The sequence below is a fragment of the Croceibacterium mercuriale genome (assembly GCF_000802385.1).
Taxonomy (GTDB): Bacteria; Pseudomonadota; Alphaproteobacteria; order Sphingomonadales; family Sphingomonadaceae; genus Croceibacterium; species Croceibacterium mercuriale.
This window is the reverse complement of the sequence record NZ_JTDN01000003.1, coordinates 59,374-84,508: the sequence shown is the minus strand read 5'-3', so window position 1 is coordinate 84,508 and position 25,135 is coordinate 59,374. Positions and strand designations below refer to the sequence as shown.

Annotated in this window: 18 protein-coding genes and 4 pseudogenes; 16 read left to right on the top strand and 6 right to left on the bottom strand. The window is 60.1% G+C overall.

Translation table 11 applies throughout. The features are described 5' to 3' along the window. Positions 1–630: 630 nt before the first annotated feature. The gene (locus PK98_RS14770) at positions 631–1,464 is read right to left on the bottom strand and encodes a hypothetical protein (protein ID WP_152608729.1); all 834 of its coding nucleotides are present in this window, start codon (positions 1,462–1,464) and stop codon (positions 631–633) included. A gap of 1,325 nt (positions 1,465–2,789) precedes the next feature. Here PK98_RS14770 and PK98_RS14765 point away from each other — a divergent pair. From PK98_RS14765 to PK98_RS16845, 10 genes and pseudogenes are all read left to right on the top strand, one after another. Then, positions 2,790–3,491: an inositol monophosphatase family protein gene (locus tag PK98_RS14765; protein WP_052208884.1), complete on the top strand. Its 702-nt coding sequence runs from the start codon at positions 2,790–2,792 to the stop codon at positions 3,489–3,491. After that, on the top strand, positions 3,418–4,959 hold the full coding sequence (locus PK98_RS14760; protein WP_161792453.1) for an N-acetylneuraminate synthase family protein: 1,542 nt from the start codon (positions 3,418–3,420) through the stop codon (positions 4,957–4,959). Before PK98_RS14765 ends, PK98_RS14760 begins: the two co-directional genes overlap by 74 nt. 631 nt (positions 4,960–5,590) lie before the next feature. Continuing rightward, positions 5,591–6,109, top strand: coding sequence for a GtrA family protein (locus PK98_RS14755; protein ID WP_039097814.1), 519 nt, complete (start codon positions 5,591–5,593; stop codon positions 6,107–6,109). Between the two features lies 1 nt (position 6,110). After that, on the top strand, positions 6,111–6,950 hold the full coding sequence (locus PK98_RS14750) for a glycosyltransferase family 2 protein (protein WP_200885070.1): 840 nt from the start codon (positions 6,111–6,113) through the stop codon (positions 6,948–6,950). A 41-nt stretch (positions 6,951–6,991) separates the two neighbouring features. Continuing rightward, the gene (locus tag PK98_RS14745; RefSeq protein ID WP_152608728.1) at positions 6,992–7,924 is read left to right on the top strand and encodes a hypothetical protein; all 933 of its coding nucleotides are present in this window, start codon (positions 6,992–6,994) and stop codon (positions 7,922–7,924) included. A 3-nt stretch (positions 7,925–7,927) separates the two neighbouring features. Next, a complete protein-coding gene (locus PK98_RS14740; RefSeq protein ID WP_039097812.1) occupies positions 7,928–9,388 on the top strand; it encodes a hypothetical protein in 1,461 nt (486 codons plus the stop codon). Beyond that, entirely contained in the window at positions 9,385–9,780 is a 396-nt protein-coding gene (locus tag PK98_RS14735) for an HAD family hydrolase (protein ID WP_052208881.1), read from the top strand. Before PK98_RS14740 ends, PK98_RS14735 begins: the two co-directional genes overlap by 4 nt. A gap of 2 nt (positions 9,781–9,782) precedes the next feature. Next, complete coding sequence (locus PK98_RS14730) at positions 9,783–10,559, top strand: glycosyltransferase family 2 protein (RefSeq protein WP_200885069.1); 777 nt, start codon at positions 9,783–9,785, stop codon at positions 10,557–10,559. A 178-nt stretch (positions 10,560–10,737) separates the two neighbouring features. Further along, a pseudogene (locus PK98_RS16485) lies at positions 10,738–11,978 on the top strand (IS3 family transposase). A gap of 11 nt (positions 11,979–11,989) precedes the next feature. After that, a pseudogene (locus PK98_RS16845) lies at positions 11,990–12,216 on the top strand (P-type DNA transfer ATPase VirB11); the annotation flags it as partial. Between the two features lie 24 nt (positions 12,217–12,240). Here the strand turns inward: PK98_RS16845 and PK98_RS14715 are convergent. The 3 genes from PK98_RS14715 to PK98_RS16480 all read right to left on the bottom strand — a co-directional run bounded on the left by PK98_RS14715 (position 12,241) and on the right by PK98_RS16480 (position 16,612). Further along, positions 12,241–13,611 carry a lipopolysaccharide biosynthesis protein gene (locus PK98_RS14715; protein WP_152608727.1) on the bottom strand — a complete coding sequence of 457 codons (1,371 nt, stop codon included), beginning with the start codon at positions 13,609–13,611 and terminating at the stop codon, positions 12,241–12,243. A gap of 171 nt (positions 13,612–13,782) precedes the next feature. Next, a complete protein-coding gene (locus PK98_RS14710) occupies positions 13,783–14,718 on the bottom strand; it encodes a beta-1,6-N-acetylglucosaminyltransferase (RefSeq protein ID WP_161792451.1) in 936 nt (311 codons plus the stop codon). A gap of 655 nt (positions 14,719–15,373) precedes the next feature. Next, positions 15,374–16,612 carry a sialidase family protein gene (locus PK98_RS16480; protein WP_152608726.1) on the bottom strand — a complete coding sequence of 413 codons (1,239 nt, stop codon included), beginning with the start codon at positions 16,610–16,612 and terminating at the stop codon, positions 15,374–15,376. A 135-nt stretch (positions 16,613–16,747) separates the two neighbouring features. Between PK98_RS16480 and PK98_RS16475 the strand changes: the two are divergent. The 3 genes and pseudogenes from PK98_RS16475 to PK98_RS16465 all read left to right on the top strand — a co-directional run bounded on the left by PK98_RS16475 (position 16,748) and on the right by PK98_RS16465 (position 19,506). Continuing rightward, a pseudogene (locus PK98_RS16475) lies at positions 16,748–17,647 on the top strand (IS630 family transposase). Between the two features lie 186 nt (positions 17,648–17,833). Beyond that, positions 17,834–18,626 (top strand): annotated as a pseudogene (locus PK98_RS16470) (IS5 family transposase); the annotation flags it as partial. 172 nt (positions 18,627–18,798) lie between these two features. Continuing rightward, entirely contained in the window at positions 18,799–19,506 is a 708-nt protein-coding gene (locus PK98_RS16465; protein ID WP_039097808.1) for an acylneuraminate cytidylyltransferase family protein, read from the top strand. Positions 19,507–20,376: 870 nt separating this feature from the next. Here the strand turns inward: PK98_RS16465 and PK98_RS16840 are convergent. Next, positions 20,377–21,246 carry a hypothetical protein gene (locus PK98_RS16840; RefSeq protein ID WP_152608725.1) on the bottom strand — a complete coding sequence of 290 codons (870 nt, stop codon included), beginning with the start codon at positions 21,244–21,246 and terminating at the stop codon, positions 20,377–20,379. A gap of 825 nt (positions 21,247–22,071) precedes the next feature. Between PK98_RS16840 and PK98_RS14685 the strand changes: the two genes are divergently transcribed. From PK98_RS14685 to tnpC, 3 genes are all read left to right on the top strand, one after another. Further along, entirely contained in the window at positions 22,072–22,503 is a 432-nt protein-coding gene (locus PK98_RS14685) for a transposase (RefSeq protein ID WP_039097806.1), read from the top strand. Then, entirely contained in the window at positions 22,500–22,853 is a 354-nt protein-coding gene (gene tnpB / locus PK98_RS14680; RefSeq protein WP_039097453.1) for an IS66 family insertion sequence element accessory protein TnpB, read from the top strand. The genes PK98_RS14685 and tnpB overlap by 4 nt, the downstream gene beginning before the upstream one ends. Positions 22,854–22,951: 98 nt before the next feature. Then, positions 22,952–24,559, top strand: coding sequence for an IS66 family transposase (gene tnpC, locus PK98_RS14675; RefSeq protein WP_081996302.1), 1,608 nt, complete (start codon positions 22,952–22,954; stop codon positions 24,557–24,559). Between the two features lie 90 nt (positions 24,560–24,649). Here tnpC and PK98_RS14670 read toward each other — a convergent pair whose 3' ends face one another. Continuing rightward, entirely contained in the window at positions 24,650–25,084 is a 435-nt protein-coding gene (locus PK98_RS14670; protein ID WP_039097804.1) for a hypothetical protein, read from the bottom strand. Positions 25,085–25,135 lie beyond the last annotated feature (51 nt).

Below are 25,135 nucleotides of genomic sequence, written 5' to 3'. Positions count from 1 at the left end.
CAGCGCACCAACTGCATAGCCTTGGCCGGCGTGCCGCGGGCACCCGACTGTGATGGGCAATCCACGGCGTACGGTGGGGCAGGTTCGTCCGGCGCCCGAGCTTAGACGGGGGGATAGGCCCAGCGACGGATACGGGTAGTGCGGTAACCAACCCGCGGATGAGAGCGTGATCAATCGTCGTCGATCAGGCGTCCGCGGCACACCCGCCAAGGCAATACAACCGCTGGCCTCGCGACCGGCGAAGGAGTAAACTCGGCCAGCGTCCCAGATGGCAGTCACGAGAACGTACGTTCACGAACCGATTCTGCTTTGCCCCCAATGAGGCATTCAGCCGCCGGCCTCAAACCTGCTTCCTTTGTGCTGATGAATCCACCGCACGATTAACTGAGGGAAACGACCGGCTTATTATAGGCCTCGTTGTCGTCCCCTTCCCTGCAATTCAGACCGCTGACGCCCGCTGAAAAGGGCTTCCTCTGCGAGCGGGCGGCACTTTATGCGTGAAAATGGGTAGCCAACGATCAACCCCGCAGCAGAACCGTACGTCCGATGCCTCCGCGCCTGCAACTTGGAGGATGCACTCGCTCTACCGGCGTGGTTCTTGCGGCACTGCGCGACGGCAGACAATTCTGACTAGACGGCACCGCTCAGCCGCCGAACGATCCAGCGGGCAAACAAGCGATTGCCTAACACGCTGGGGTGAATAGCGTCCCGGAACAGCCCATCGCCGCCGCGCTTACCCGCGTCGTAACAGAACGTCGGCGTGGTCTTGCGATACTTGAGCGGCAACCAGCGACATTCCTGGTGCCTTTCCGAGGAGGAAGAGTAGGCCACCAGTAGGATTGGAACGTCCGTGTGGGCCACGAACCGGGCCCACTCGTCAAATACGTCTAGCTCCGGAACGGGCAAGGGCGATGTCGACGGCGCTCGTACCTTCCGAACGTAACGATTAAAGAGATAGGGTAGGTACAAGCGCGGGCGCTCTAGCGGATGAGAATGCGGCGACTTCCACGCCGAAGGTGCCGTGAGGTCACCTGAATTGACTACGACCACGATGGCATCGCTGCCCTTGACCAAGTCCGGATGGCGACGCAGGAACTCAAGCTCGTTCTGCAGTCCCCAGCTGCCGGCTGCCGCCGGCCAGACAGACCAGCCGCTCTGCTCGGCGATCAGCGGCCCCAACTTTTCGGCCTGCTTAAGTTCGTTGCCACCATAGACCAGACTATCGCCGACGAGCAGGATATCCATACGATTGGACGGCGCAAACGGCTGTGCCACGCCGAGGCTATGTTCGTTGAAGGCCCAATCATTGACGAACAGAAAGGTACCCCGTTGATTCGGGCGCGGCCAATAGCCGAGCCGTTGATCCGCCGCGTAAAGCGGGAAATCGAAGGCAAGGCGCGCTAAGCCTTCCGTTCCGAGAAATGCACAAGTCGCCACCGCAACTGCAATGATCCAGCGCCTCAAAGTCTACTATCTCCATGGTGGCACGATCTACCAATCAGCGGGCTCCCGTTATGTGAACGGGACAGGGTAGGTCGGCATAGTCTTCGCATCAAATTCTTTTGCGTACTATCCGGCCGCGACATGCGGCGGTCGGCAATGCACGATCGCGGCAGGAGTTCGCTCCATAGCTGGCGCGGTCAGATTGTCCACTTGCCGGCAATCCGGAGGTGGGGTGACAAGCCACTTTGTGATGTCGCCCCAGCGGCCCGGCCGAAAGAAGATCGAAGCACCTTGCTGTGCTCGCCGCCCGAAAGGCTGCGGCGCATACGCCGTCTGCCATTCACCGCTACTGATTAGGATGATGCACCAAGGGGGGAAGGGTCACCAATCCTCGGCAGGTCAAGGATGATCAGGCTGCCAGTGCGGGTGATCTTATTTGCGGATTATCGCTTAACGTGCAAATCTCTTTGTGCGTTATATAGCGGCTCGGCACCGACAGTCATTCTTCTTTAAGACGATTGACTGGCTCTTCCGGCGGACGCGAGGGGCTTGAGAGGCTCGCCGCAGGCGAGGCAAATAAGCTTATTGCCCGCGCCCTCGACATCTTTTCGCGCTTTGAAAGATACGAAGCTTATCATGATGACTAAGCTTGCTGCTGACCACCGCTGACGCCATGAGGTTGTGGATGGATACGCCCTACGCTGAGCGCAATGGTTCCAGTCTCGAACGTAGCTACGTCGAGGTACCGCGCACGTGCCAACGAGCGTTGTGCGTGTGCATGTTGGTGTGCTGAGCTCAGGAGCCTCTAATCAGCTGCTTCGATGCCTTGGGCGGGGGCGCCGAACGATTAGCCGGCTGGTAGGTCAGGCGGCAGACGAACTCGGTGGTCCTTATAAGGTCGATCGCCCTACCCGCACCCTTCTTTGGACCAGACTTAGTCGGTCACTGACCGACGTGATAGCTGGCAACAATGTCTTTCTCCAAGCATAACTTATGAGCAGGCACTATTATGAGCTCCAAAGCCAAACCTTGAAGGCAACCGATGGCGATCAACCGATATGCAAGGAACTTTCTCTGACCCGAATGTTTGCCGATGGGAGCGTAAAGCCGCCCGTGAGATACATCGTCTTCCGGAAGATTGCGGAAGATACTACGCGCTGTTTCTGCACCTTCGAGCCCCGCAGGCGGGTTTGTACACAGCATGGCCGGCTGCTGAAACCCAGAAGGACAAGCGGGCACGCAACGCGCGCCTCACAAAAGTTGCTCACTAAAATGTGGCATGCCATTGTGCGATGCAGCGTAGCCAGCTACAGGAGGTTACGTAGCAGAGCTGACAGGAGTGTCATTTGATTCCGCAATGGCTTCACCAGCTTGGTGACATTATCGAAGGTGCGCTCCCTAAAATCCTTGCCGGGCGTACTGACGTCGTCGAGAAGCCCGACGGCTCGTTGGTGACCGCGGGTGACCTCTATGTCGAGTCTCTGGTGGAAGAGGCGATGGCCGAGCATCTACCTGATGCCATCCTGCTGTCTGAAGAGCGCATCCTGCCCGCTCAGCGTCTGGACGATGGACTGTTCGTCATTGTTGATCCGATTGATGGGACGGAGAACTTCGCCGCTGGCCTCAAGGAATGGGGCACCGGCATTAGCGTGTGGGACCATGGCACCCATTTGGGCTCGATGCTCCTGATGCCTGAACTAAGTGAGCGGCTAGTAACGGGGGATGGCATTCCCAAGCTGCACAGCCGCATCACCGGTCTTTCCTCCACTATCGATGACAACGTCCGTGAGGCGCTTGAAGCTGATGGCGAGTTCCGGATAATCGGCTGTGCCGTGTACAACCTCTACAACGTGGTGCGCGGCGCCTACACCAGGTTCCTGAACCCTCGTGGGGCTTACGTATGGGACCTGCTGCCTGGTATTATGCTCGCGGCGGAACATGGCTGCGACATCGAGATCAATGGAGAAGCTTTTAATGGCGGATATCTCGACCCGGCTCGGCGACATCGCGTCGACATACGGCACCGATACGATCTTCATCCTGGGTAAGGGCGCCTCAGCCGATCAGATTGAAGGCGACGTGTTCGATCGCGGCACGGTGATCGCAATCAACGATGCGGAAGCTATTGCGCCAGCCGACATAACAGTGTTCCATGCCGATTGGGTGGCAGATGCGCTGAAGGTCAATGGATGGCGCTCGCGCCTGTATATCACGTCCAGCGACCTAGTGCCGGTGGCAACGCCACAGGTACGCGTGCCCTACGTCCCGCAGACGCAAGAGAGCAGCGACTTGGTGATGCAGCGCTTCCTCTCGGATGATCTGGTGGTTGAGGATGTGATGTTCCTTACCGCGTTGAAGATCGCACGGTTGATGGCCCGCCAGCGCGGTAGGACGCAGAAGGTTTACATGGTCGGGTTCGATTTCTCGACCGAAACCGGCTATTCCAGTGCGATCACACATGACTTCTCCTCCAGCAGCGAGGCCGAGAAGAGCGCCAAGATCTCCATTCAAGAGTTCTTCCTGCTAAATGCACTCTACTTTGCACGCGGCAGCGAGATCGAGATTGAGCATGTCGGCCATCGTCCCTTCAGTGCACTAAGCCCTGACCAGTTGAATGAACGATTGAGCCGCCGCGTTGCCAAGGCTGAAGGCAATCGCAAGCGCGAAGGCTTGCACGTCGACATAATTGCGGAACTTACCACCAATCATTTCGGCGATCGCGGCCGTCTGGAGCGCATGGTCCGTTCGGCCAAGGCTGGCGGCGCCGATTTCGTAAAGGTGCAGAAGCGCGACGTAGAGACATTCTACACGCCCGAGCAGCTCGCCAGTCCCTACCGCTCACCGTTTGGTCCAACCTTCCGCGACTATCGTCACGCGCTGGAATTGAGCGCTGATGACTTCAACTTTCTGGACGGCCTGTGTCAAGAGTTGGAGATCGGTTGGTTTGCCTCATTGCTGGATCAGCAAAGCTTTCAGTTCATGCTTCAGTTCGATCCTTGTATGATCAAACTACCTTCAACAATCTCCGAGCACCGGAACTATCTTGAGTTCGTCGGGCGCAACTATTCTAAAGGATTGATTCTCTCGACCGGAATGACAGATGAACGCTACGAGCGTTGGGTGCTGGAAAACTTTGCAGGCATGTCGACCTTCTACATGCTGCAGTGCAATAGCGCTTATCCTACTCCGTTGCATGATTGTGACGTCGGCGTGGTGCGCCATTATCACGATCTGTCGCAGCACGATCCGCGCATTGTACCCGGCTATTCCAGCCACGATTTTGGCTGGTTAGCTAGCCAGTTGGCGGTTGCGGCAGGCGCCCGGATGATCGAAAAACATGTAAAGCTGGGCAACACGGAGTGGGCGCATTTCGATGCGGTTGCAGTGGACTTAGAAACCGGCGCCTTCCGTGAGTTCGTGGATCATGTGCGGGAGGCGGAGCTAATCGTCGGCACAGACCAAAAACGAGTGAACGAAAGCGAGCACCACAAATATTCCAGAGCCGACGCGGCCTGATGGCTTGAGCGTGGCCAGCATCGGCGTAAGGTTTTGCCCGACGTTGGGAAACATACAATCTGCTGCAATCAGGTTATGGCATGTAAAGCGCGTGGGTCCATGCACCTGCCGTGGGAAGGTCTTTCATGGAGTTCACTCTAAAATAAACTTTCTTTGGTTCGGATCACCTAACATGCCGCTTCAGCAACGCATTTCTCATGAACGGCATGTCTGACACTCCTTATGGGCGCTAGCTTTTCGACATCCCGATCTTCTCCTTGCTATGATGCAACGCACAGTTAACTGCATCGACACCTTGGAGTCTGCATGCCAGCATCCTTGCTCTCTCTTATTGGTCTCCTCCACCTCGTCCATTACTCCATTCTGGAGCTAGCGTCGCTAGTTTCTGCCGAGATACTGACTTACCTCAAGCTGTTGATCATAGTCTTGGTTGCGACTGCCGCGCTGGCACTCGGGCGTCGGAGCGTGTCATTGTGGCTAATTTAACTGGCTTCCTCGTAGCGAGGCATGCGAACCGGACATTCCCTCCGAGGATCGAGCTCGATCCTGAACTGCCGTCAGGCAATCAAGTTGATGGCAACGGTGACCTATGCACCCCAGATCGCCCGCGATTTCCACCTGGTGGACGAGAATGGATCATGGCAGCTGCTGGCCGGCGCGACTGCCGGGCAAGAGCGTTGTGCTGACAGCCGCGCGCGCGCCGGTCAGGGTTCATGCCTTTGCCCTGATATCGGGCATCGGCTGGCTGATCGACTTCACCCTGTTCAACCTGCTCGCCGCCGCGGGCGTGTCGCTGTTCCTCGCCAATCTGGTCGGCGCCGGGGTGGCGGTGTCGCTGGTCTTTGTGGCCGGAAGGCGCTTCATCTTCCGCGACAGCCGCACCGCGCTGCCCCTCGCCATCGCGGCCTACATCGCGTGGAACGCCGCGGCGATCCTGCTCGCGTCTCAGGCCGTGGCGATGCTGGGTCTGCTGCTGGCCGATCCGGCAATCATGATACCCGCCGGCAATGCGTTCAGCAGCCTTGGCCTGCCGCTCGATCCTTTGTACCTCGTGCCGCCACTCGCCAAGGTCGCGGTGACGCCCGTCACCATGTACCTGAACTATCTAGCCATGGGGATCATCATTGAACAACGCATCCGCTTCCGGTGAGGTGAACACCGCAAGGCCCGGCAGCGAGCGGATCCTCGTCTTCGTGCCGATGTACCGCTGCGCGCCGCAGATACCGCGGGTGATCGAGCAGTTCGCGCGCGTGCCCGGCCTGTCCGCCGACCTGGCGGTGCTATGCATTGACAACCAGTCACCCGATGGGACCCTGGCGGCTGCCGAGGCGGCACTCGCCGCCAGCCCGGTGCAGGAGAAATACCTGCTGCGCAATGACGACAATTACGGTCTCGGCGGATCGCACAAGGTCGCCATCGCATTCGCGCAGGCGCAGGGCTTCGACTATCTGGTGGTGCTGCATGGCGACGATCAAGGCTCCATCGCCGATTTGCAGCCGCATCTCGCCGCTGGCACGCATCGCACGGTGGATGCCCTGCTGGGCGCACGCTTCATGCGCGGCGCCACGCTGCAGGGGTATTCGACGCTGCGCACCGCGGCGAACCACGTGTTCAATGCGATCTTCTCGATCATCGGCAGACACTGGTTCAGCGATCTGGGGTCGGGCCTGAACCTGTTCCGCACAAGCATCTTCGCCGACGGCTTCCACCTGAAATACGCCGACAACCTGACCTTCAACTATTACCTTGTGTTCGGCCTGGCCGATCACGGCCACCGCCTACGCTTCTTCCCGATCAACTGGCGGGAAGATGACCAGGTTTCCAACGCCAAACTGTTCAGCCAAGGCCTCCGGATGCTGAAACTGCTGCGTCAGCGCCTGCTCTCGGCCCGCAGGTTCCATGAAGCGGAGCATCGCGATGTGCCCCGCGCCAGCTACCCGGCCACGCTGGTCCGCAGCTGGCCCGCGTCCGCACAGCAAGATCTGGCGTGACCCGCCAGAGGCAGCCATCTGCGCGCGGCGGACGGTGGTTGGTGACGGCTGTTTCGGCCGTGATCTTCGCCGTCCTGCTGGTTCATGCCAACCGCACTCTGGCGGCGGGTGGCTGGGAAGCGACCGGCCGGCTGCTGGTCGCCTGCATCGCTGCGGCTGTCCTGTACATCATCGCGCACCTGATGCGGGCCTTCCGGCTGGCGGTCATCGCCATGCCACTGCTGGGCGCCAGCTTCCGCACGGTGGTGCTGCTGCACCTGTTCGTCGCGCCCTGGTCTCTGATCCTGCCGCTGAAAACGGACGAGCTGATCCGCCTGGGGGAGCTGGCCCGCACGGCAAAATCGTGGTCGCGGCCGATCATCGTCCTGCTGATCGACCGCTCGATGGATGGCGTGGTGCTGATCGGCATGGCGTTGCTGCTGCTGGCCGAGGGGGGCTGGAACGTCGCCGCGCCGGTGGCTGTGCTGGGCACCTGCCTGTCGCTGCTGGTGCTGGCATTCTTCCTGCTGCCGGTGCTGCTGGAACAGGTGCAGCGGCACATCTTCGTCAATCACTACCAGGATCGTGCGCTGCATGTGCTGGCGCTGGTGAGCAAGGCGCGGGGGATGCTGGACATCAGCCGGCGGACCATCAGTGCCGCGCCTGCGTTCCTGATCCTGGCGACCCTGGGCATCTGGAGCATGGAACTGGTCGCGATTGCGGCCATCCTCATGGCGATCGATCCCGGCATGCTGTCGCTGCACGGCGTGGTGGAGGTGACACTCGGCCGGGCGGATGCCAGCTGGCGCATCATGCTGCTGGGGGAGCAACCCTCCCCCGCGATCACGCTGGCGACCTTCGTGTTCTTCGATGCCCTGCTGCTGGTCTGGTTGTGGGTGCCGCTGCCCTATGGCAAGCGGCAGGCGGGTGAGCCGCAACGCGTGCGACTGCCGGCTGCCGCCGGTATCGTCCTGACCGGCCCCGGAAAGGTCTGACCCATGCTGTTCGTGTATGACGACAGTGACCCGGCTCCGGCTGCGATCCGCGAGATCATCGGCGTGGAACGGTTCGGTGCGGTGCTGAAGCGCAAGCAGCGACTGGCCGACATGGTCGAGCGTGCCGTTACGAAGGAACGGCAGTTCGACTTCGTGCGCATCAGCGATGCGGCATCGCGCGAGGCGTTGGCGGATCGGCTGGCCCGGCGACGGGACGATGACCGGGTGATCCGCCTGCCGAGCAGCTTGATCCCCGCCGACCTCGACATGTTCGCCCGCACTCTGCGCAAGCTGCCCTATGCCCCAGGTCCGGCCATGTTCGGCGGGCGCTTCGATGACGAGGCGGTCACACTGCTGACCCGTGTCGACACCATCACGCTGCTGAACATCCGTGAGCCGCGGCAGCGGCACAGCTTCCTAGATGGCGTCGCCGAGACCAGCCTGGCGGTGGACAATGCCATGAAGCTGCTCGACCTGCGCAGCGTCAGCAGTTTCCTGGGGTACATGATCGGCGCGACGGAAGTACGCTTCTTCAATGCCGGCCACGTCTCGGGCGACGTGTTCCGCAAATCTTCGACCGACATCGCCAAGATGCGGGGCGAACATGCCTTCTTCCACGTCGTGCCTGACGCCATGAAGCGGTTCATGCTGCCGACTTTCGACTATCGCGAGGACGGCGGCCGGGCGAGCTACGCCATGGAGAACCTGTCGGTGCCCGATGCGGCCTTGCAGATCGTCCATCACAGCTTCGACGAGGCCAGCTTCGGCCGGCTGCTCGACCGGTTCTTCGAATTCCTGGACGCGCGCGGCAGGCAGGAAAGCGGTGCCGATCAGGTCCGGGCCGTGGCGCGCGACACGATCCTCGCCAAGATGCACGGTCGGCTGGACCAACTGCTGACCACCGATGCCGGCCGCCGGCTGGACGCGCTGCTGGCCAGCAGCGGCCCGCGGGGCGGCATCGCGGACATGCGACGGCAGGCGAGTGCCTTGATAGAGCGGGCGATCGCAACCGATCGCAGCACCACGCTCGCCGTCGGACATGGCGACCCGTGCCTGTCCAACATCCTGTTCAGCCGCAATATCGGCCTGTTCCGCCTGATCGACCCCCGGGGCGCGATCAGCCTGGACGAGGCATGGATGCACCCGCTGTATGATCTGGCCAAGTTCAGCCATTCGATCATGGGCGGCTACGACTTCGTCAATAACGGCCTGTTCGAATGCCGCGTGGGCGACGATCTGCGGCTGGTGCTGGAGCTTGACGGACAAGGCCCGCCGGGCTGGATGAAGAAAGCTCTGGCCGATCGGCTGGCGGCGGCAGGCCATGACCAGGCGATCATCCGCGCCTACGAACTGTCGCTGTTCCTGTCGATGCTGCCGCTGCATCTGGATACGCCGCGCAAGCTGCCGGGCTTCTGCCTGATCGCCTGCGCCATCATGGACGAACTGGAAGGAAAGAGCGCTTGATAGCCAAGGAACGCGTGCTCGTCGTCGATATCGACGGCACCTTGTGCAAGATCAAGGGGCCGGAAGAGGACTACGCCACCCTCGCCTGCGATCAGCAGATGAAGGCCCGGCTGATAGATCTCCACGATCAGGGGTGGCGCATCATCCTGTCCTCGTCCCGCGGAATGCGGACTTATGACGGCAATCTGGGCGAGATCCTGCGCCATGTGCTGCCGGTCGTAACCGCCTGGCTGGACGAGCATGGCGTGCCTTATGACGAGATCTGGATGGGTAAACCTTGGCCGGGCCGCGATGGGTTCTATGTCGATGACCGCACGGTCCGCCCGCGCGAATTCCTCAACAACTCGCTGGAGGAACTTGCCGCGATCTGTGACCGGGACCGCTTGCTGTGACCGTGCCCGGCACGATCGCCGTCACCATGGCCGGGCTGGGCAGCCGCTTCTCCAAGGCCGGTTACACCCGCCCGAAATACGAGATCGAGGTGCTGGGTCGGCCATTGTTCGACTGGTCCATGCTGGCGCTGGAGGCGTTCCGGGAGGCCGGCTGGCGCTTCACCTTCGCCACCCGGCGGGAGGAGGATGCGCGTCCGTTCCTGACCGCCCGCTGCCAAGCGCTGGGCATCACCATGGGCGAGATCATCGAACTGGATGGCGTGACGGACGGGCAGGCGACCACCGCCCTGCTGCTGGCGGAACGCAGTGCCGCTGACGCGCCCTTTGCCGTGTTCAACATCGACACATTCGTTGCCCCCCGCGCCATGGCCCCGGCGCAGATCCCCGCGGGTTCCGCCGGCTGGGTGCCGTGCTTCCCCGGACCTGGCGACGGGTGGTCGTTCTGCCGCACGGATGCCGATGGCCGTGTGGTGGAACTGCGCGAGAAGGTCCGCATCTCGCCGCATGCCACGGTGGGACTATACTGGTTCGCCTCGGCCGGCGAATATATCGCGCTTTACCGGCGCTTCTTCTCCGACGGGCGAGGCGCGGAAAAGGGCGAGCGGTATATCGCGCCGATGTACAACCAGCTGATCGCCGAGGGCGCGCTGGTTACCATGGGCACGCTGGCGCTGGAGGATGTCGGCATGCTGGGCACGCCGGACCAGGTGGAGGGTTTCTGCGACGCGCCGCCACCTGCCGCCGCAGCGCTGGTCCGTGTCGATCAGAAAATCGACTAAGGCTGCCGAGCAAGGCCAAATCAGATACGCTGCGCATCCTCAGCCGCAGCGTCTATCTTGACGCCTATCTCGCCCCGTAAGGCAGTGGCTGGAATGGGACATGGTGACTGAGGTCATGGTCTGAGCTGGCCCCTAAAATGACCTGACAGGGTCTCGCTCTTAGATAAGAGTGAGGCATATGACCGAGCATACGACCAGGCGGTACCACGATGGCGAGGTCCTCTCCGGGGTTCAGCGCCGGAGGCGCTGGACCCCGGAAGAGAAGGTTCGGATCGTCGAGGAGACGTACTTGCCGGGCATGAGCGTGTCGCTCGTGGCCCGCCAGCATGGCATCAGCGGCAGCCAGATCTTCACCTGGCGCAGGCTGATGGCCCAAGGTGCGCTGACCTCCGCCGGTGCGGGGGAGGAGGTGGTACCCGCTTCCGAGTACCGCGCGCTGTAGGGCCAGATCGCCGAGCTGCAGCGGCTGCTGGGCAGGAAGACCATGGAAGCCGAGATCCTGCGGGAGGCCGTGTCCCGGGCCACAGGCCCAAAAAAACTGCTCTTGCGATCGATCTCGTTGCCGAGGGACTACCGGTGAGTGCCGTGGCCGAGGCCCTGGGCATCAGCCGGCAGCACCTGTCTGCCATGCACTATCGGCCACCGCCACGTCGGCGCGGGCGACCGCCACTGCCCGATGCCGAGCTGGTCGGCGACATCCGGGCGTTGATCGCCGACCTGCCCACCTACGGCTATCGCCGGGTCCATGCCTTGCTGCGCCGCCATGCCGCCAGGACCGGGCGCACCGCGCCCAATCCTAAACGGGTCTACCGGGTCATGAAGATCCATGGCCTGCTGCTCCAGCGCCACAACTCAGGCCGGGAGGAGCGGCGCCATGAGGGCCGCGTAGCAGTGGACCAGCGTAACACCCGCTGGTGCTCTGATGCGCTGGAGATCGCCTGCGACAACGGCGAGAAGGTGCGCGTGGCCTTCGCGCTCGACTGCTGTGACCGGGAGGCCATGGGGCACGTCGCTAGTACAGGCGGCATCACTGCCGAGGACATCCGCGATTTGATAGTCGCCACCGTCGAGCACCGCTTCGGCCCGGTGAACCGCCTGGCCGTGCCCATCGAGTGGCTCACCGACAATGGCAGCCCCTACGTTGCTGGGGACACCCGCCGGTTCGCCCGCGACATCGGCCTGGTACCGCGAACGACGCCGGTCAGCTCGCCACAATCGAACGGGATAGCAGAAGCCTTCGTCCGCACCCTGAAGCGCGACTACGTCCGCGTGAACCCCACGCCCGATGCACGTACGGTCCTCGAGCAGCTGCCCCGCTGGCTCACCCATTACAACGAGGTCCACCCGCACAAGGCTCTGGGCTACCGATCACCCCGTGAGTACATCACCCAAACCCGCGAGGCCCCGTCAGGCAATTAGGGGGCAACAACATGGTCAACCGCCCCGGCGATGTGCGGGTGGAGGAGGCCGCGCAGCCCGGCATGCAGCGGATCGACGCGCCGGAGATCGACGACCGGCTGGCGCAACGCCTGGCCGAACAGGTCGCCCGCGTCCGCCATCAAGCCATCAAGCCATCAACCGCTAGCATCCGCTGCTTGGCGCTACTACACGAGCAAGCAGCACAGGACACTCAAGTATTGACGGTGCAAGGAGTCAGTTAACTTTTCGGCGTGAAGCTTCACTAGATGCCGCGCCGCAGCGCGTTCAAAGCAGATCGAGGCGCCCGCAATTGAGATAGCGCCGCGTAAGTGCCGCGCCGAAACTCGGCATCCCGCCACCAGCTTCGCCGCACGAACAGCGCTAGAGAAAATACGGTTACCGCGTCCGTAACTGCATAGGCCAGCCCCGCTGCGTCCGCCCCTATTCTGTCTCCAAGCAGCAGGATCACCGCCACCCCAACGACACATACCACGAAATTGATGGGTGCGATGGAGCCTTGCCGGTTCAGCGCACTTATCAGTGCTGCCAGAGCATTCCACAAGACGGCCGCTGCCGACGACGTCGCCATGAACACGATCAGCAAGAATGACACGTCGATTGCACCGCCTGTCCACAGATCGATGAATGGCAAGCCTAGAACCGTCAAGCCGATGGCCATGCCAAGTCCCATTATGATGGAGGTCGCACCTACTAGCCCGAAATAGCGCCCAGCGCGGAATGAGTGCCCCAAGGACATCTCCTGCGCGAATTCCTGTGCAGCTGGATTGGCGATCATCATTGCCACTTGCAGGCCCACACGTGACAGAGTCCGTACTGCCATGAACGCGGGCACCGCTGCGCTTCCAGCCACAAATCCGAGTGCAAGCACGCTCGTCTGCAGGAAAGCCAATGAACCGAAGCCAAGCAGGGAGGAGGATAGCGCCGGACGCCACATCTCTCGCCATTGCAAGCGGCTAGCATGAGAGAAGCCGGGGCTCACCTCGCGAAATCTACGATGGGAGAGCCAAAACACGAAGCCTATCGCAACCAAGCGCGCTATAAGCAGAGTAATAGCTGCGGCAAGCGGTCGCCCGCCTGAAAGGACGCAAGCCAGGAGCGCCATATTCTCAAGTGTGAACGAGGCAGTGCTGCACCATGTCGCTAATGTGAAATTACCAGCAGCCCGAAATATCGCGGTGTTGAGGCGAAACATGATCACGCCCAAGCCATACAAAGCTAAAAGAACTATGATTATGCGGGTTTGAAAAGCATTCATCTGCTCACCCCCCGTAATCATTTCGTCTGACAGCAGCATGCTAGTCGCCACGGTGACGACGATTACTACGCAACAACTAAGTGAAGCAGATAGCCAGGCGGTATGGAGAACACTCCGAGCCTCGCCCATCTCACCACGCGAAATAAACATCGTCATGCGCGCCCAAGCGGAACTGACTATGCCGAAATCGCTCAGCACCAACATCGAAGGTATCGTGATCATCATCGCCCAGGTGCCATAGAGGTGCAACCCCCAAGCATTAGAAAGAAGCGGCACCATGATCAGCTGAACCAAAGCGACTACAACTTTGTCGAACAGGCCGGATCCGATCCCCAACGACAATCGTCGTAAACTCACGGTCGTGTTTCCGCCACGACTTCGCTGATGCGAGCCACCAGTTGGTTCATCACTGCATTCCGCGACAAGCGACCGAGAGCTACCTGTCCCGGTTCGCAGGCGATGGCCGATCCTGCCATGCTCGTCTGCGCTGCCGTACAGCCGCGCTTGCCGACCAAGTCGTAAGGCAAATCAGGCACCGGTCCTATGTAGGTTGTCTGCACGCGTGTCTATCCAATCAAGCAGATCCGTGTTACATGAGGAGAGCTTCCGCAAGAAGAACTTCTCTGTTCGTTCGACAGCCACCCGCGTTTCCGGCGTGTCCTCGACCGACCTAGCATTGCCTTGGAATACGAAGTGTAATGGTGCGTCATAGATTGTCTCGGTACCTAGGTCCGTAGTCGGCCCGATCTGGTGCCCGCGCCGCTCCCCATTCGCCAGTAGAGTGTGGATAAAAATCTCGTCCACCGCATAGACGCTTTCGAATGCTGTGAACCATTGCGGATGTTGACGCCATAGCTCAAGCAGGTAGTCGCGCGAGGCAGGAGATATCGCCCACCAAGAGCTACCGTGATGCGGTGTACGACCTCCGATCTCTCGCAAGAAGTCTCGACCCAACCGGCGGGTCAGAGCATTGTACAACCGGCGGGCGAAATCGTCGGCTTTTGCTACCAGCGGGACCCTGACACGCGTCGCGGTAGTTAAAAACGGCCTCATCCGCCAGCGGCGAGCGACCAGCCGGTGCAGCTCGCTGCGGGGTCCTACGCGAATCAATTGGATAATATCCCGGTCTCGGTGCTGCGCTAGGTAGCGCACCAGCCACTCGACCGGCACTAGCGGGTAGCAGCTGCCCGACAGCAACAGTGTGTGCCCGTCTGGCGTCTCTTGCTGCGCCCTCTCCAGCAGCAAGAAGGCAGCCCGCACCATGCTGAAATCGGCCCAGTGAACCTCGACTTCTTGGAGAGCGGTAACAACGTTAGGAATAGCCTCAACCTCGGCCAGCGACAGGGTAGTGGACTTTTTGTCGATATGAACATGGATTGGATGCGGCGCAAGGCGACCGCACAACCGCTTCAGCATCGCGGCGTCGCTATGCGCCAGAACACAGAAACTCACTAGATTAGTCATGCCTTGCCTGCCACTCCCGCGCTGCCGCGCTGCCGCGCCTGTAGTCATGTTTGGCCATCAGCGCATCACACATTAAATCGGTATTAGCCCTCCAATCTCCTGCAGCAACTCCCATGCCGGAAATGTGTCGTAGCTGGGCAAATGATTGCACCTGCCAACCGCTCCCCGACACGCTCCAGCAGCCTGCCGCTACTATCAACGTGGCAGCGCAAGCTATCGCAGCCGATAGTCGACCTAAGATACCGATAGTTGTCAGAGTGGCCTTGGCAGGCCTGCCATCCCACTAGAGCCATACTAGAAGAAGCGCTGCGTCTCGCCGTAACCTTTGTGGCCTGTCTCGAAAGAACTTGGTCGGGTAAACCCGATTCTGCCCGCTTGCTGCGCGGAAGACGAGAGATGGCATCCTTTTAAGGTCGCTGCCACATACAGTCATGTTGTGCTGCGCGTACAAACAGCATCTGGCGGCGGCATACTCACTTTCTCATATTGATTGATCTCAGTCGGTTCAGATCAGCTAAGGACATCGGTGCTGACCTGACCGCTATTTAGCAAGCTTCATCTAGGGCGAGACACCGGTCCATGTAAAAAGCCTTCTCTGCACGACGTCGGCGTCAGCGCATGGCCGAGCGACTCGGAACAGGAATGGACTAGATGCTTAGCTACGTTTCCCCTGGCCGAAGCTGACCAAAACAGGCGCTGGCTGCGGCTCACCGCGCACCAAAGACTCTTCATTAAACCGCGCTAGAAGAATGGCCCCCCAGTATCGCCCGAAGTCGTATGCAACCAAGATGTCGCCGTTAGGAGCAAATGCGATATCAGGATATGACGTTCCCGGTCGTATATCAAATGTGTATTGGTGGGGCCAAGTCTGACCCTCATCGTTGCTAAGCGCGATCGTCATGTTCTCGCGCGTAACGTTGCTCTTGTTAGTCACCAACACCAGCCGTCCGCTAGGACTGCGCTGCAACGCGGTGCGGGTCTGATCGGTCGGAAAGCCGTTGAACGGTTCCGCCGTGCTCCAGCGCCAGGTTCCTGGGATTGTCCGGCTTATCAGATTACCAGCGTGAGATCGGTTAGACAGCAGCAACGACCCGTCGCGCAGTTCCACCAATGCTGGTTCGTTGAAGTCGGCCCGAAGGTTTCTGGGTAGAGTTGTCACGTAAGTGAATCGCCGGTTCATCCAGTCAATGCGGTATAGATGCTGCCCGGCACGCTGTGGCTGTCGTGGCTTGTTGTAGAACACATAATCAAGGGGGACCAACCAATCGCCCTGGTAGCGGAATGGCCGATTGACGATGCCATCCCCAAACCAAAAGCCGCGGCCGAACTGCGGCTCAGAAGCTTCCGGGCTATCAATGATGGTCACCCATGCTCCATTTTGCTGATCTATGGTTTGTCCATCTCCCGACTGAAAATAGAACATCCACAGCTTGCCGTCGGGTGCCGTCCACAAACGCGCATCACCCACCCGATCTACGCGTGGATCGGCAGGGACAAAATAATGCTCCCGCGACCAAGTCCGTCCACCATCATCGCTGTAGACCAGAATCTGATATGTACCGGTCACCTCGCCCGTGGGTAGTCCATTGAAACCGAAATATGCCAGCCAAAGGCGGTTACCTGTGAAAGTGATCGTTGGGATCGCTTGGAAGGTGCGTCGCTGAACGCCGTAAGTTGCCGTGTCAAAGCTGAGCACCGGGGGTTCAGCGACGAGGCTGTCGTTTGTGGCACCCGCGGGCAATGGTCCAACCGAAGATGGCGGAGTGGGATCGGGGGTCGTCGGCACACCAGGTGGAGTGGGCGCGGGCCGTGCATCGTCCTCACCACCGCAGGCCGCTAGCAACAAGACGGCCAAGGCGAATGCGCTAACTCTCCCTTCGCTCCAGTTAAACATAAAGTCTGTTCCCGTCCCCACCGACTCACAATTAGCCGCATCTGCGCCGCAGCCGCTGATACCGCAATCCCAGCTCAGGCCCAAGTTTATGAGCAAGGCCGGTCCACCGAACCTCGATTTCGCAGCAACGATGCGGTGGATGAGGAAGCCAGCTGCCGCGCCGCGGCCGTGCGGTTCGGTATGGCACCGGTAAAGCCAATCCGAAGGCACACGCAACGTCGTGCAAGTGGCAGTTATGCACCAAGGCCGCAAGGCGGTGAAACACGCGCGCGGCGGCTCGAGGCGGATTGCAATGCGGTGCTGGCTATCCGGCAGACATCCGAAGGACATCACTTTTGATGAATCGTGGGTGGAACTCGCCCAGCCGGGGCTGACGCTCTCGAGCGCCACGCTGCAGCGGTTCTTCGTGCGTCCCGAGATTACGCGCAAAGAATGACCGGCCACGCAATCGAGCAGGACCGTCCCGAGGTCCCTGAAGCAGCGGCAGGCCTGGTTCGATGGGCAACCGGAGGTCGGTCCGGAGCGCCTGGTCTTGATCGATGAGACGTGGACAGGACCAACATGACACGCAGTCATTGCCGCTTCGTCACGGGCGAGCGGCTTCGAATGGGATGCCCGCCTGGCCATCGCACGACGACTACGCCGGTCCCGGGCCTCAGGTTGAGCGGCATGCTAGCCCCATGGTGCTCGACCGACCGATAAATGGCGACCGGTTCGAAGCTTACGTCGCTCAGATTTCTTGTGCCCGAGCTTCGGCACGGCGACATCGTCAATATGGACAATCTGTCGAGCCACACGCGGAGCGTTGTCCGCGAGCGGATCGAGGCGGCTGGCACAAGCCTTACGTTTCTCCCGCCCTTCAGCCCCGACTTCAACCCAATCGAGAAAGCGTATTTCCGCCTCAATGCCATGCTGCGCAAGGCTGCCGAACGGATTGTCTCCGGCTGGAGGAGCCTAATCGGCAAGCTGGACGACCTGTTCCAGCCCAACGAATGCGCCACCTACTTCAGCTCCTGTGGCTATGACCCAGACTGATCGGACACGCTCAATAGTGGTTGCGGGAGCAGCAATGGGTCGGCTCAATGGTCGCGCGAGGAGGCGCTGCTGGTGGATGATCGATGTTTGTTGAGTTAGAGCCCGCTTTGTAGGTCCCTGCAGAAAGTTGAGCATCGCGGCACGGCGTAGTTCCAGGAGGTATCTGACGCCAGCTCGAAGAACGCCATGTGGACCCGCGACACTCCACGACAGCATAGACGCTATCATCGCCAATGCCCAAGCAGCCTCACGGACGCCGAATGGCGGGCGGTAGCGCCGTACCTGCCGGCGGAGCGGGCGAAAGGCTGGCCATGGCGCTTGCCTTGATGAGACCTGTTCAACGCAATCCCTTTCGTATTGCGCACGGAGGCGCCCTGGCGGTGCCTGCCGCCTTGCTTTCCGCCGTGGCAGATGGCCTGCCGCTGGTTCGCGGGTCGCGAGATCAAGGCTTCTTTCAAAGCCTGAACCACGCGCTGGTGCTCACCGACCGACCGGCAAAGCCGGGGAAGCGACGCCTTAGCCAGCGATCATTGAAAGCCAGTCGGTCAAGACCACCAAAGCCGCCGGGCCACGTGGCTACGACGCCGGCAAGAAAGTCATGGCGCGTAAGCGGCACGCAATCGTCGATATTGATGGTCGTGCCCTGGAGCTTCTGGTCCATCCTGGCGATATGCAGGAGCGCGACGGAGCGCTCCTGCTCCTCAAGCAATCTCGCAACCGTCACCCCTTTTTGAACGCGCCTTTGCCGATAGCGCCTACAACTCGGATCGCGGCGCCGAAGCCACAGTGATCGACATCGAGATCGTCCGGAAAGTCGCCAGCCAGATCGGCTTCACCGTCCATCCAAGGCGCTGGGTGGTTGAACGAACCTTTGGATGGATGGATCGCAATCGCCTCTTGGCCAAGGACTTCTCGGCCACTATCGGCCTCGCCGCCCAGGCTTTACGCAACCGCTACCATGGTCGTCAGACGCATCGCGGTCAGCATGATTTCTAGAACCAACTCTAAGGCCAATCTTCTTGCATTGCAGATACACTTTGAGCATCAGCTTATCGCATTGGTGTTCCTGAGTTGACTGTCGCACGTTAGCACACGATGCGCCTCCAAATACAACCATAACCCGAAGATTTAACATTAGCGAGAGTTACACCATGCAGTACATCGGTTTCATACCTTGCCGTAGCGGCAGCGAGCGAGTTCCTAATAAAAACACGAGACCCTTCGCCGGGTTCACTGGAGGTCTGTTAGAGTTAAAGCTGCGACAGATGGCTGAGATACCTGAGCTTGAAAGTATCCTTGTCTCGTCAAACGACCCGATAGTGCTTGACGCGACCGAGCGCTATGCACACGAAGTGGATGATCGCATTGTTCCGCTAGAGCGACCCGACGAGTATGGCCGTTCATCTACTTCAATGGACGATTTCATCCTCTATATCGCACAGCTGCGCGCAACCGGCACGATTTTCTGGTCGCATGTGACATCGCCATTTATCACCAGTTCGATCTACCGTGATGGTCTAGCCACTTACGAGCAGGCTCTATCAGATGGTCATGACTGCCTTGTGTCCGTGACAAGAACGCAGCGTTTTTTTTGGACCGAGCAGGGGCCTGTTAACTACGATAACACTGTTGAGAAGTGGCCACGCAGCCAAGACTTGACGCCGCTGCTGGAGATCAATCACGCCCTATATGTAATGCCTTTCAAATCGATGCGAGAGGTAGGCGATCGAATTGGACGCCAGCCTTACTTTTACGACATCGACGAACACGATGCTGCGGACATAGACTGGGAACCGCAATTCGTAACCCTCGAAAAACTGGCGCTTTTAAAACGGCAGGCGGGCGAGGGTTTGATCTAATTAGTGGCGAGAGGCAAATTATCGCCTGCGGGTATATTGCCATTGCGCTATAGACTGAGGCCGATGCCTCCTCCTTTGCGCCGGTCATCGCCAGCGCCTGCCGCGACGTAAAAACCGAGATCACCATGTGTGCGAAACGAGAGCTTATCTTCCAATGTCCGGCAGGACATTCGCAAGCCGTGCATAAAACAGGTCGGAGCTGTGACAGTGGGTAATAAGCGACCGGCAACAGGCGCCATCTGCGCTGCAGCCCTCTGCTTTCATCATAAGAACAACACAAGCTAGGAAGACGTTCTACTCATGTGCTTCAGTCACTTTGCAACTCCGCTCGTCGAGAGCGGTCTATGACACGTTGGCTGCGCAGATTTAGTACTTGCGATCAGATCGCTTCTTAAAGTTGAGTTACCAAGAGAGATGGAGGTTTTATTACAAGATCAGCAGGTTACTTATTCACACCCGAGCGCACCTGCTTGGAAAAATAGTACTCGTACCCAGCTATGGTATCATACCTTACAGTGTGACCTCGAAGAAGATAAAACAATCCGTGGTGATCCGCTTCGCCATTCACACGCTCGCTGCGCAAGCTAGCGAACTTAAGTCACTATGACAGCAGCCACCTGCACCTTTCAGTCGAAGCCGTTTGATCAACCCAGAATAGAATAGAAACTTCATCGCGCGGACGAGTTGAGAACCCGACGCGGATCTCGGCTCACTGCCGACCCGGGTCCAAGCAACCGTCTCAGGTACTGACCTGACGAACTCGCAGTACTACCTTGAGCTAGCCATTTGACACATGGCTAGAATGCAGTACCGCGTGCTTAATCCGGTATATCACGTGACCGAAGCATACCTGCCAGCCAGCGCACATTGTCAGACAAGCCAAGAATGGTTGGTAACTGTCACTCCCCGCCAGCTGAGCGCCTCAGTCATGGCACTTAACTCACCAATTGCTTCAGAGAAAATGTTCGTTGTCGCTCCAGGCTGCGCAGCGGCAATCGAGTGAGCTCGTCCGGCAGAGAAATCGCAGCCGATCAAGCCAATCTCGCGTGAACCTTGAAGCGCCGCAAACAATACCGCAGTCAATGCAGAAGTATGACGCAATATCGGAATAGTGCGCTCTGCAGTAGGTAGCTTCAAGCTGGTCCAGACTGGCTGTCGAGGGGAGTATCGCCATATAAGCGGAAGCGGCAAAGTTTTGAAGGTCTGGCCGGTCCAACACGAAGAGTCACTACTCAGCCATGTAAACAATTCCCGTCCCTCAGGTGTCAATAAATACCACTGGTCAAGGAAGAACGGCGCAAAAATACATCGATCGCGCCCAAGTTGTGTCAGACAAGCGGGGCCCATTTTAACCACGATATCACGGGTGGGCATAATATCGGTAGTAAAGTAATACTCTGGCCTTTGATAGGTTGCTCGTTGCAGTGCAAAGTTGATGTAGATGATGGTTTGAAACCGAGCAAAAAAACTTTGGTCTACCCTATCGAGGCTCGGTCCGGTGCCTACTACCAGTGTGGATCGACAGGAAAAATCTTCACGCCATGATGCTGGAGTAGTGTTGCGATCCACATGACTACGGATTCTGCGAGATCCTAAGAGCGAACGGGACGGCAAAATAAATGGTTGCCGCACGTACCACAGCATCCGCCCCTTAGCGGTGGTCGGCAACGGCCCAGCTGCGAACAGGTCGCGCACGGCGGTAGGATTGCCGCCACTCGTGTCAGTAGTCACTAGTACCATCCTCTTCGAAATCTTACCACCGCCGGATCATGCTGCAAACGCCGGAAATCGACGCACGCGGGCAACCTCGAGCCTTACGCTGGCCTTGACCTTACCCCGTTGCAGAACGCGGCCGAAGGGCCGTCTGGGATGCGTTAGCGGCTATGTCGCTATTAGCCTGATAGCATGAATGTTCCGGTACCATCATATAGATGCGCTTTTCACGACGGGCTATGTGGCCGGTTGCGTGCGGGAGCCGGCAAGCTGGCCTTAGGAGGCGATCGTGGAACTCGACAGTTGCTGAATGGCTGGTCGGGTCAGTCGCGAGAGCACGCAAGGGTTGTAAAGGCAATTTGATACTTCCCGGTATTTGCTGCGGGTCGCGTGCGTTACGGCAAGCGAGTGCCAGCGACAGCCTTTCATCCGCGAGGGGTTGTCCGGGCCCACGCTGAGGGAGAACAAGAGCATTGACGCACACGAAGCGAAGCAGGGCAAATTCTTGAGCGGCGACGATACCAAGGGTATCCTGATCCTGATAAGAGAAGGGATTCCTGAGAGGTTCCTAATGTCGCTTTGTAGTTCGCCTCGGCTCAAATGACATACGAAACCGACCCCAACGCGAGGATTGGATCAACGAGCAAAACGGCTTGGCTCGGCCGATAGTCCGGCGAGGCGCGAGGTAGTTTGCGCGAACTTAGAGGAGCGGTTACGCATATCCCGACAAACGGTTCGTATGTGCGAGCGAGATGTAAGCGTCCGGCCTGACGCGTGTTGCTGGCGCGGCCCAGCTGCGCGAGGCGGTGAGCTCTCGGGAGTGTCCTTTCGCACTCCGTAAGGAGAGTGCGGATGAGCCACATGGAAGTCATCACACGGGTCGAACGTCGCCGGCGGTACTCGGACGAGGAGCGCGAGGCGGTGCTGGCGCAGTGTGATGAGCCGGGTGCCACGATTGTCGGCGTCTCGGCCAGCCTCATTCATGGCTGGCGCAAGACGAGGCGCGAGGCGCAGCGCATCGCCAGCGAGCCCTTGCAGTTCATCCCATATGGCGTGGTGACGCACGCCACATCGACCGAGCCGGACATGACATCAGCGCAGGCGACACCAGCCAAGCCGTCGTCACCTGCCGCACTGGCGGAGGACTTGATCCGCCCGCACCCGGGTGCGCGACCCGGCGGCATCGATATCGACCTGGCAAGCGGCGTTCGCCTGTCGGTCGACAGCTACGTCAATGAGAAGGCACTTGCCCGAGTGCTGCGGGCGCTGAGGGATGTCGCATGATTGCGCTGGCGCCAGGCACCAAGGTCTATCTCGCCTGCAAGCCGGTAAGCATGCAGAAGGGCTTCGACGGGCTCACCGCACTGGCCCAACAGGTCCTTGAGGCTGATCCATATTCGGGTCACCTGTTCCTTTTCCGGGGCAAGCGCGGCGACTATCTAAAGGCGCTCTACTGGGATGGCTCGGGCATGTGCCTGTTTGCTAAGCGCCTGGAGCAGGGCCGGTTTGTGTGGCCACCGCTGGTCGACGGCGGCATCGTGCTCAGCCCTGCGCAGCTTGCACTACTGATCGAAGGCATTGACTGGCGGCGCACTGTAGCGCCGGCTCCGACGACCGCGCCAACCCTCATCTAAATGGCGCTTTTCCGTCCTTTTTGCTTGGCCTGAGTCGCGCCGGTGGTAGGATGGGCCATGTCGCTGGTCCCGACCGATCTCCCCTCTGATCGGACGAGCTGCGCGCCTTCGCACAGGCGTTGCAGCAGCAGTTGGCGACCGTTGAGCAAGCCCGTGTCAGCACAGCAGCAGCGCTGGCAAGCACCGCTGACGAACTGGCCAGCACCGCTGCCGAGCTCCGCGCGGCCAAGGCCGCCATTCAGCTGACCGCGCTGGAGATCGAGAAGCTCAAGGTCCAGCTGGCTAGGCTCCGGCGTATGCAGTTCGGTCAGTCCTCCGAGCGGCTCTCCCGCGAGATCGAGCAGCTGGAGCTCAGGCTTGAAGATCTCGAGACGGTTGAGGCCGAGGCGATCAGCGCATCCGCTGACACGGGTGTCGCTCCACCTGCCCGCGAGAAGCGTCAGCCCAAGCGCCTGCCGCTGCCAGACCACCTGCCCCGTCAGGAGATCGTGCATGCCGCTCCGCACGCTGATGGCTGCGGCGCGTGCGGTGGTACGATGTCTGCGCTGGGCGAGGACGTAACCGAGGTGCTCGAGTATGTGCCCGGCCGCTTCCAGGTCATGCGTCATGTCCGTCCCAAGCTTGCCTGCCAGCGCTGCGACGTCATCAACCAGGCGCCGGCACCGGCGCTGCCGATCCCGCGCGGCAAGGCGGGACCCGGCCTGCTCGCGCATGTGCTGGTGTCCAAGTATGCCGACCATCTGCCGCTCTATCGGCAGGCGGAGATCTATGCCCGCGAAGGTGTCGATCTCGACCGCTCGACCATGGCGGACTGGGTGGGCCAGGTCAGCTGGCTGTTGCAGCCACTGGTGGAGCACATCCGCCAGCACGTCTTCACGGCCGACAAGATCCACACCGACGACACGCCTGTGCCGGTGCTGGCGCCCGGCAGCGGCAAGACCAAGACCGGCAGGCTTTGGGTCTATGCCCGGGATGACCGGGGATGGCAGGGCATCGGTCCACCGGCAGCGGCCTACTTCTACACGCCCGACCGCAAAGGCGAGCGACCCCGATCGCATCTCGCGAGCTTTACCGGCTTTCTGCAGGCGGACGGCTATGCGGGCTACGACCAGCTGTACGATGGACGCCGGCAACCCGGTCCCATCTATGAGGTAGCGTGCTGGGCGCACGTTCGACGCAAGATCTACGATGTATGGAAGGCGACCGGCTCAACCACGGCGCGCACCGGTGTCAGCTTGATCGACCTGATGTACGAGGCGGAGGAGCTCGGCCGCGGACTGCCGCTGGAAGACAGGCTTGAACGGCGGACAGTGGTCAGGGTCGGGGCGGACGGCTTCTTCAACTGGGCGGAGGACACACTACGCCGGATCTCCAACAAGGGCGCACTGGCGGACGCGATCCGCTATGCCGTGAAGCGGCGCGAAGCGCTGACCCGGTTCTGCGAAGACGCACGGCTCGAAGCGGACAACAACCGCGCCGAGAACTGCCTTCGGCCGATCGCCCTTGGCCGCAAGAATTACCTTTTTGCCGGCTCCGACAAGGGCGGCGAGCGGGCAGCCGCGATCTACACGCTTCTCCAAACTGCCAAGCTCAATCATATCGACCCTGAAGCCTGGCTGCGCGACGTGCTCACCCGCATCGCCGATGGCCACCCTGCCAATCGCATCGGCGATCTTGCGCCGTGGTGCTGGAGTACCGCGGCCTAGTTGATCCGGAAGCGCATGAATGTCCGCTCCTGGGTGGCGCCGGAGGCTAGTTCTATGGCGAGGTGTGGGTGGATAGTTGTCTGTCAGCTCTTAGTAAGGGCCGTTGCATTCCGCCCGAAAGAACGTCCGCTCGTTAGGTAGGTACTCGATCTCAACCTGAGCACATCCGCCACCGCTCATGCCAGGGAGCTCCTTCCAGTCCTCGACCCACGTGCTTTCGCCGGCATCCACCAGACGCAGCTCGCCGCTATTTAGCGGACAGGGGAATGGTGCCTCGCTCAGTGTTCGGCAATGCTGCGCTACCGCTTGGCGATGTTCATCGGAGTGGTTGATTAGCACAGCCAAGATAACGCCGTCACGATCAGCGTAATATCGCTCATAGCTAGCTAGCGGCGCCGCTTCCGAAGGCAGCACAAGAGCGTCCTCGATCGTCTCGATCAATCTCCCTCTATCGTCACCGGCAGCTGCACATCCGGCCAGCAAAGACGAAAGCAACGATAGGAAGGTGAAGCGAATGGTACGCATGCGGCGAAGATGCCTTCGGAGCTAGGCGTCCACAATGGGGGGTGGGCTCAA

What these genes read in the sequence shown, in the direction of transcription:
- PK98_RS14685 (WP_039097806.1), top strand. Translation starts at nt 22,072, where the DNA reads ATGAGCCACATGGAAGTCATCACACGGGTCGAACGTCGCCGGCGGTAC.
- PK98_RS16465 (WP_039097808.1), top strand. Translation starts at nt 18,799, where the DNA reads ATGCAGTACATCGGTTTCATACCTTGCCGTAGCGGCAGCGAGCGAGTT.
- PK98_RS14755 (WP_039097814.1), top strand. Translation starts at nt 5,591, where the DNA reads ATGGATCATGGCAGCTGCTGGCCGGCGCGACTGCCGGGCAAGAGCGTT.
- PK98_RS14670 (WP_039097804.1), bottom strand. Translation starts at nt 25,084, where the DNA reads ATGCGTACCATTCGCTTCACCTTCCTATCGTTGCTTTCGTCTTTGCTG.
- PK98_RS16840 (WP_152608725.1), bottom strand. Translation starts at nt 21,246, where the DNA reads ATGGTACTAGTGACTACTGACACGAGTGGCGGCAATCCTACCGCCGTG.
- tnpB (WP_039097453.1), top strand. Translation starts at nt 22,500, where the DNA reads ATGATTGCGCTGGCGCCAGGCACCAAGGTCTATCTCGCCTGCAAGCCG.
- PK98_RS14740 (WP_039097812.1), top strand. Translation starts at nt 7,928, where the DNA reads ATGCTGTTCGTGTATGACGACAGTGACCCGGCTCCGGCTGCGATCCGC.
- PK98_RS14710 (WP_161792451.1), bottom strand. Translation starts at nt 14,718, where the DNA reads ATGACTAATCTAGTGAGTTTCTGTGTTCTGGCGCATAGCGACGCCGCG.
- PK98_RS14760 (WP_161792453.1), top strand. Translation starts at nt 3,418, where the DNA reads ATGGCGGATATCTCGACCCGGCTCGGCGACATCGCGTCGACATACGGC.
- PK98_RS16480 (WP_152608726.1), bottom strand. Translation starts at nt 16,612, where the DNA reads ATGTTTAACTGGAGCGAAGGGAGAGTTAGCGCATTCGCCTTGGCCGTC.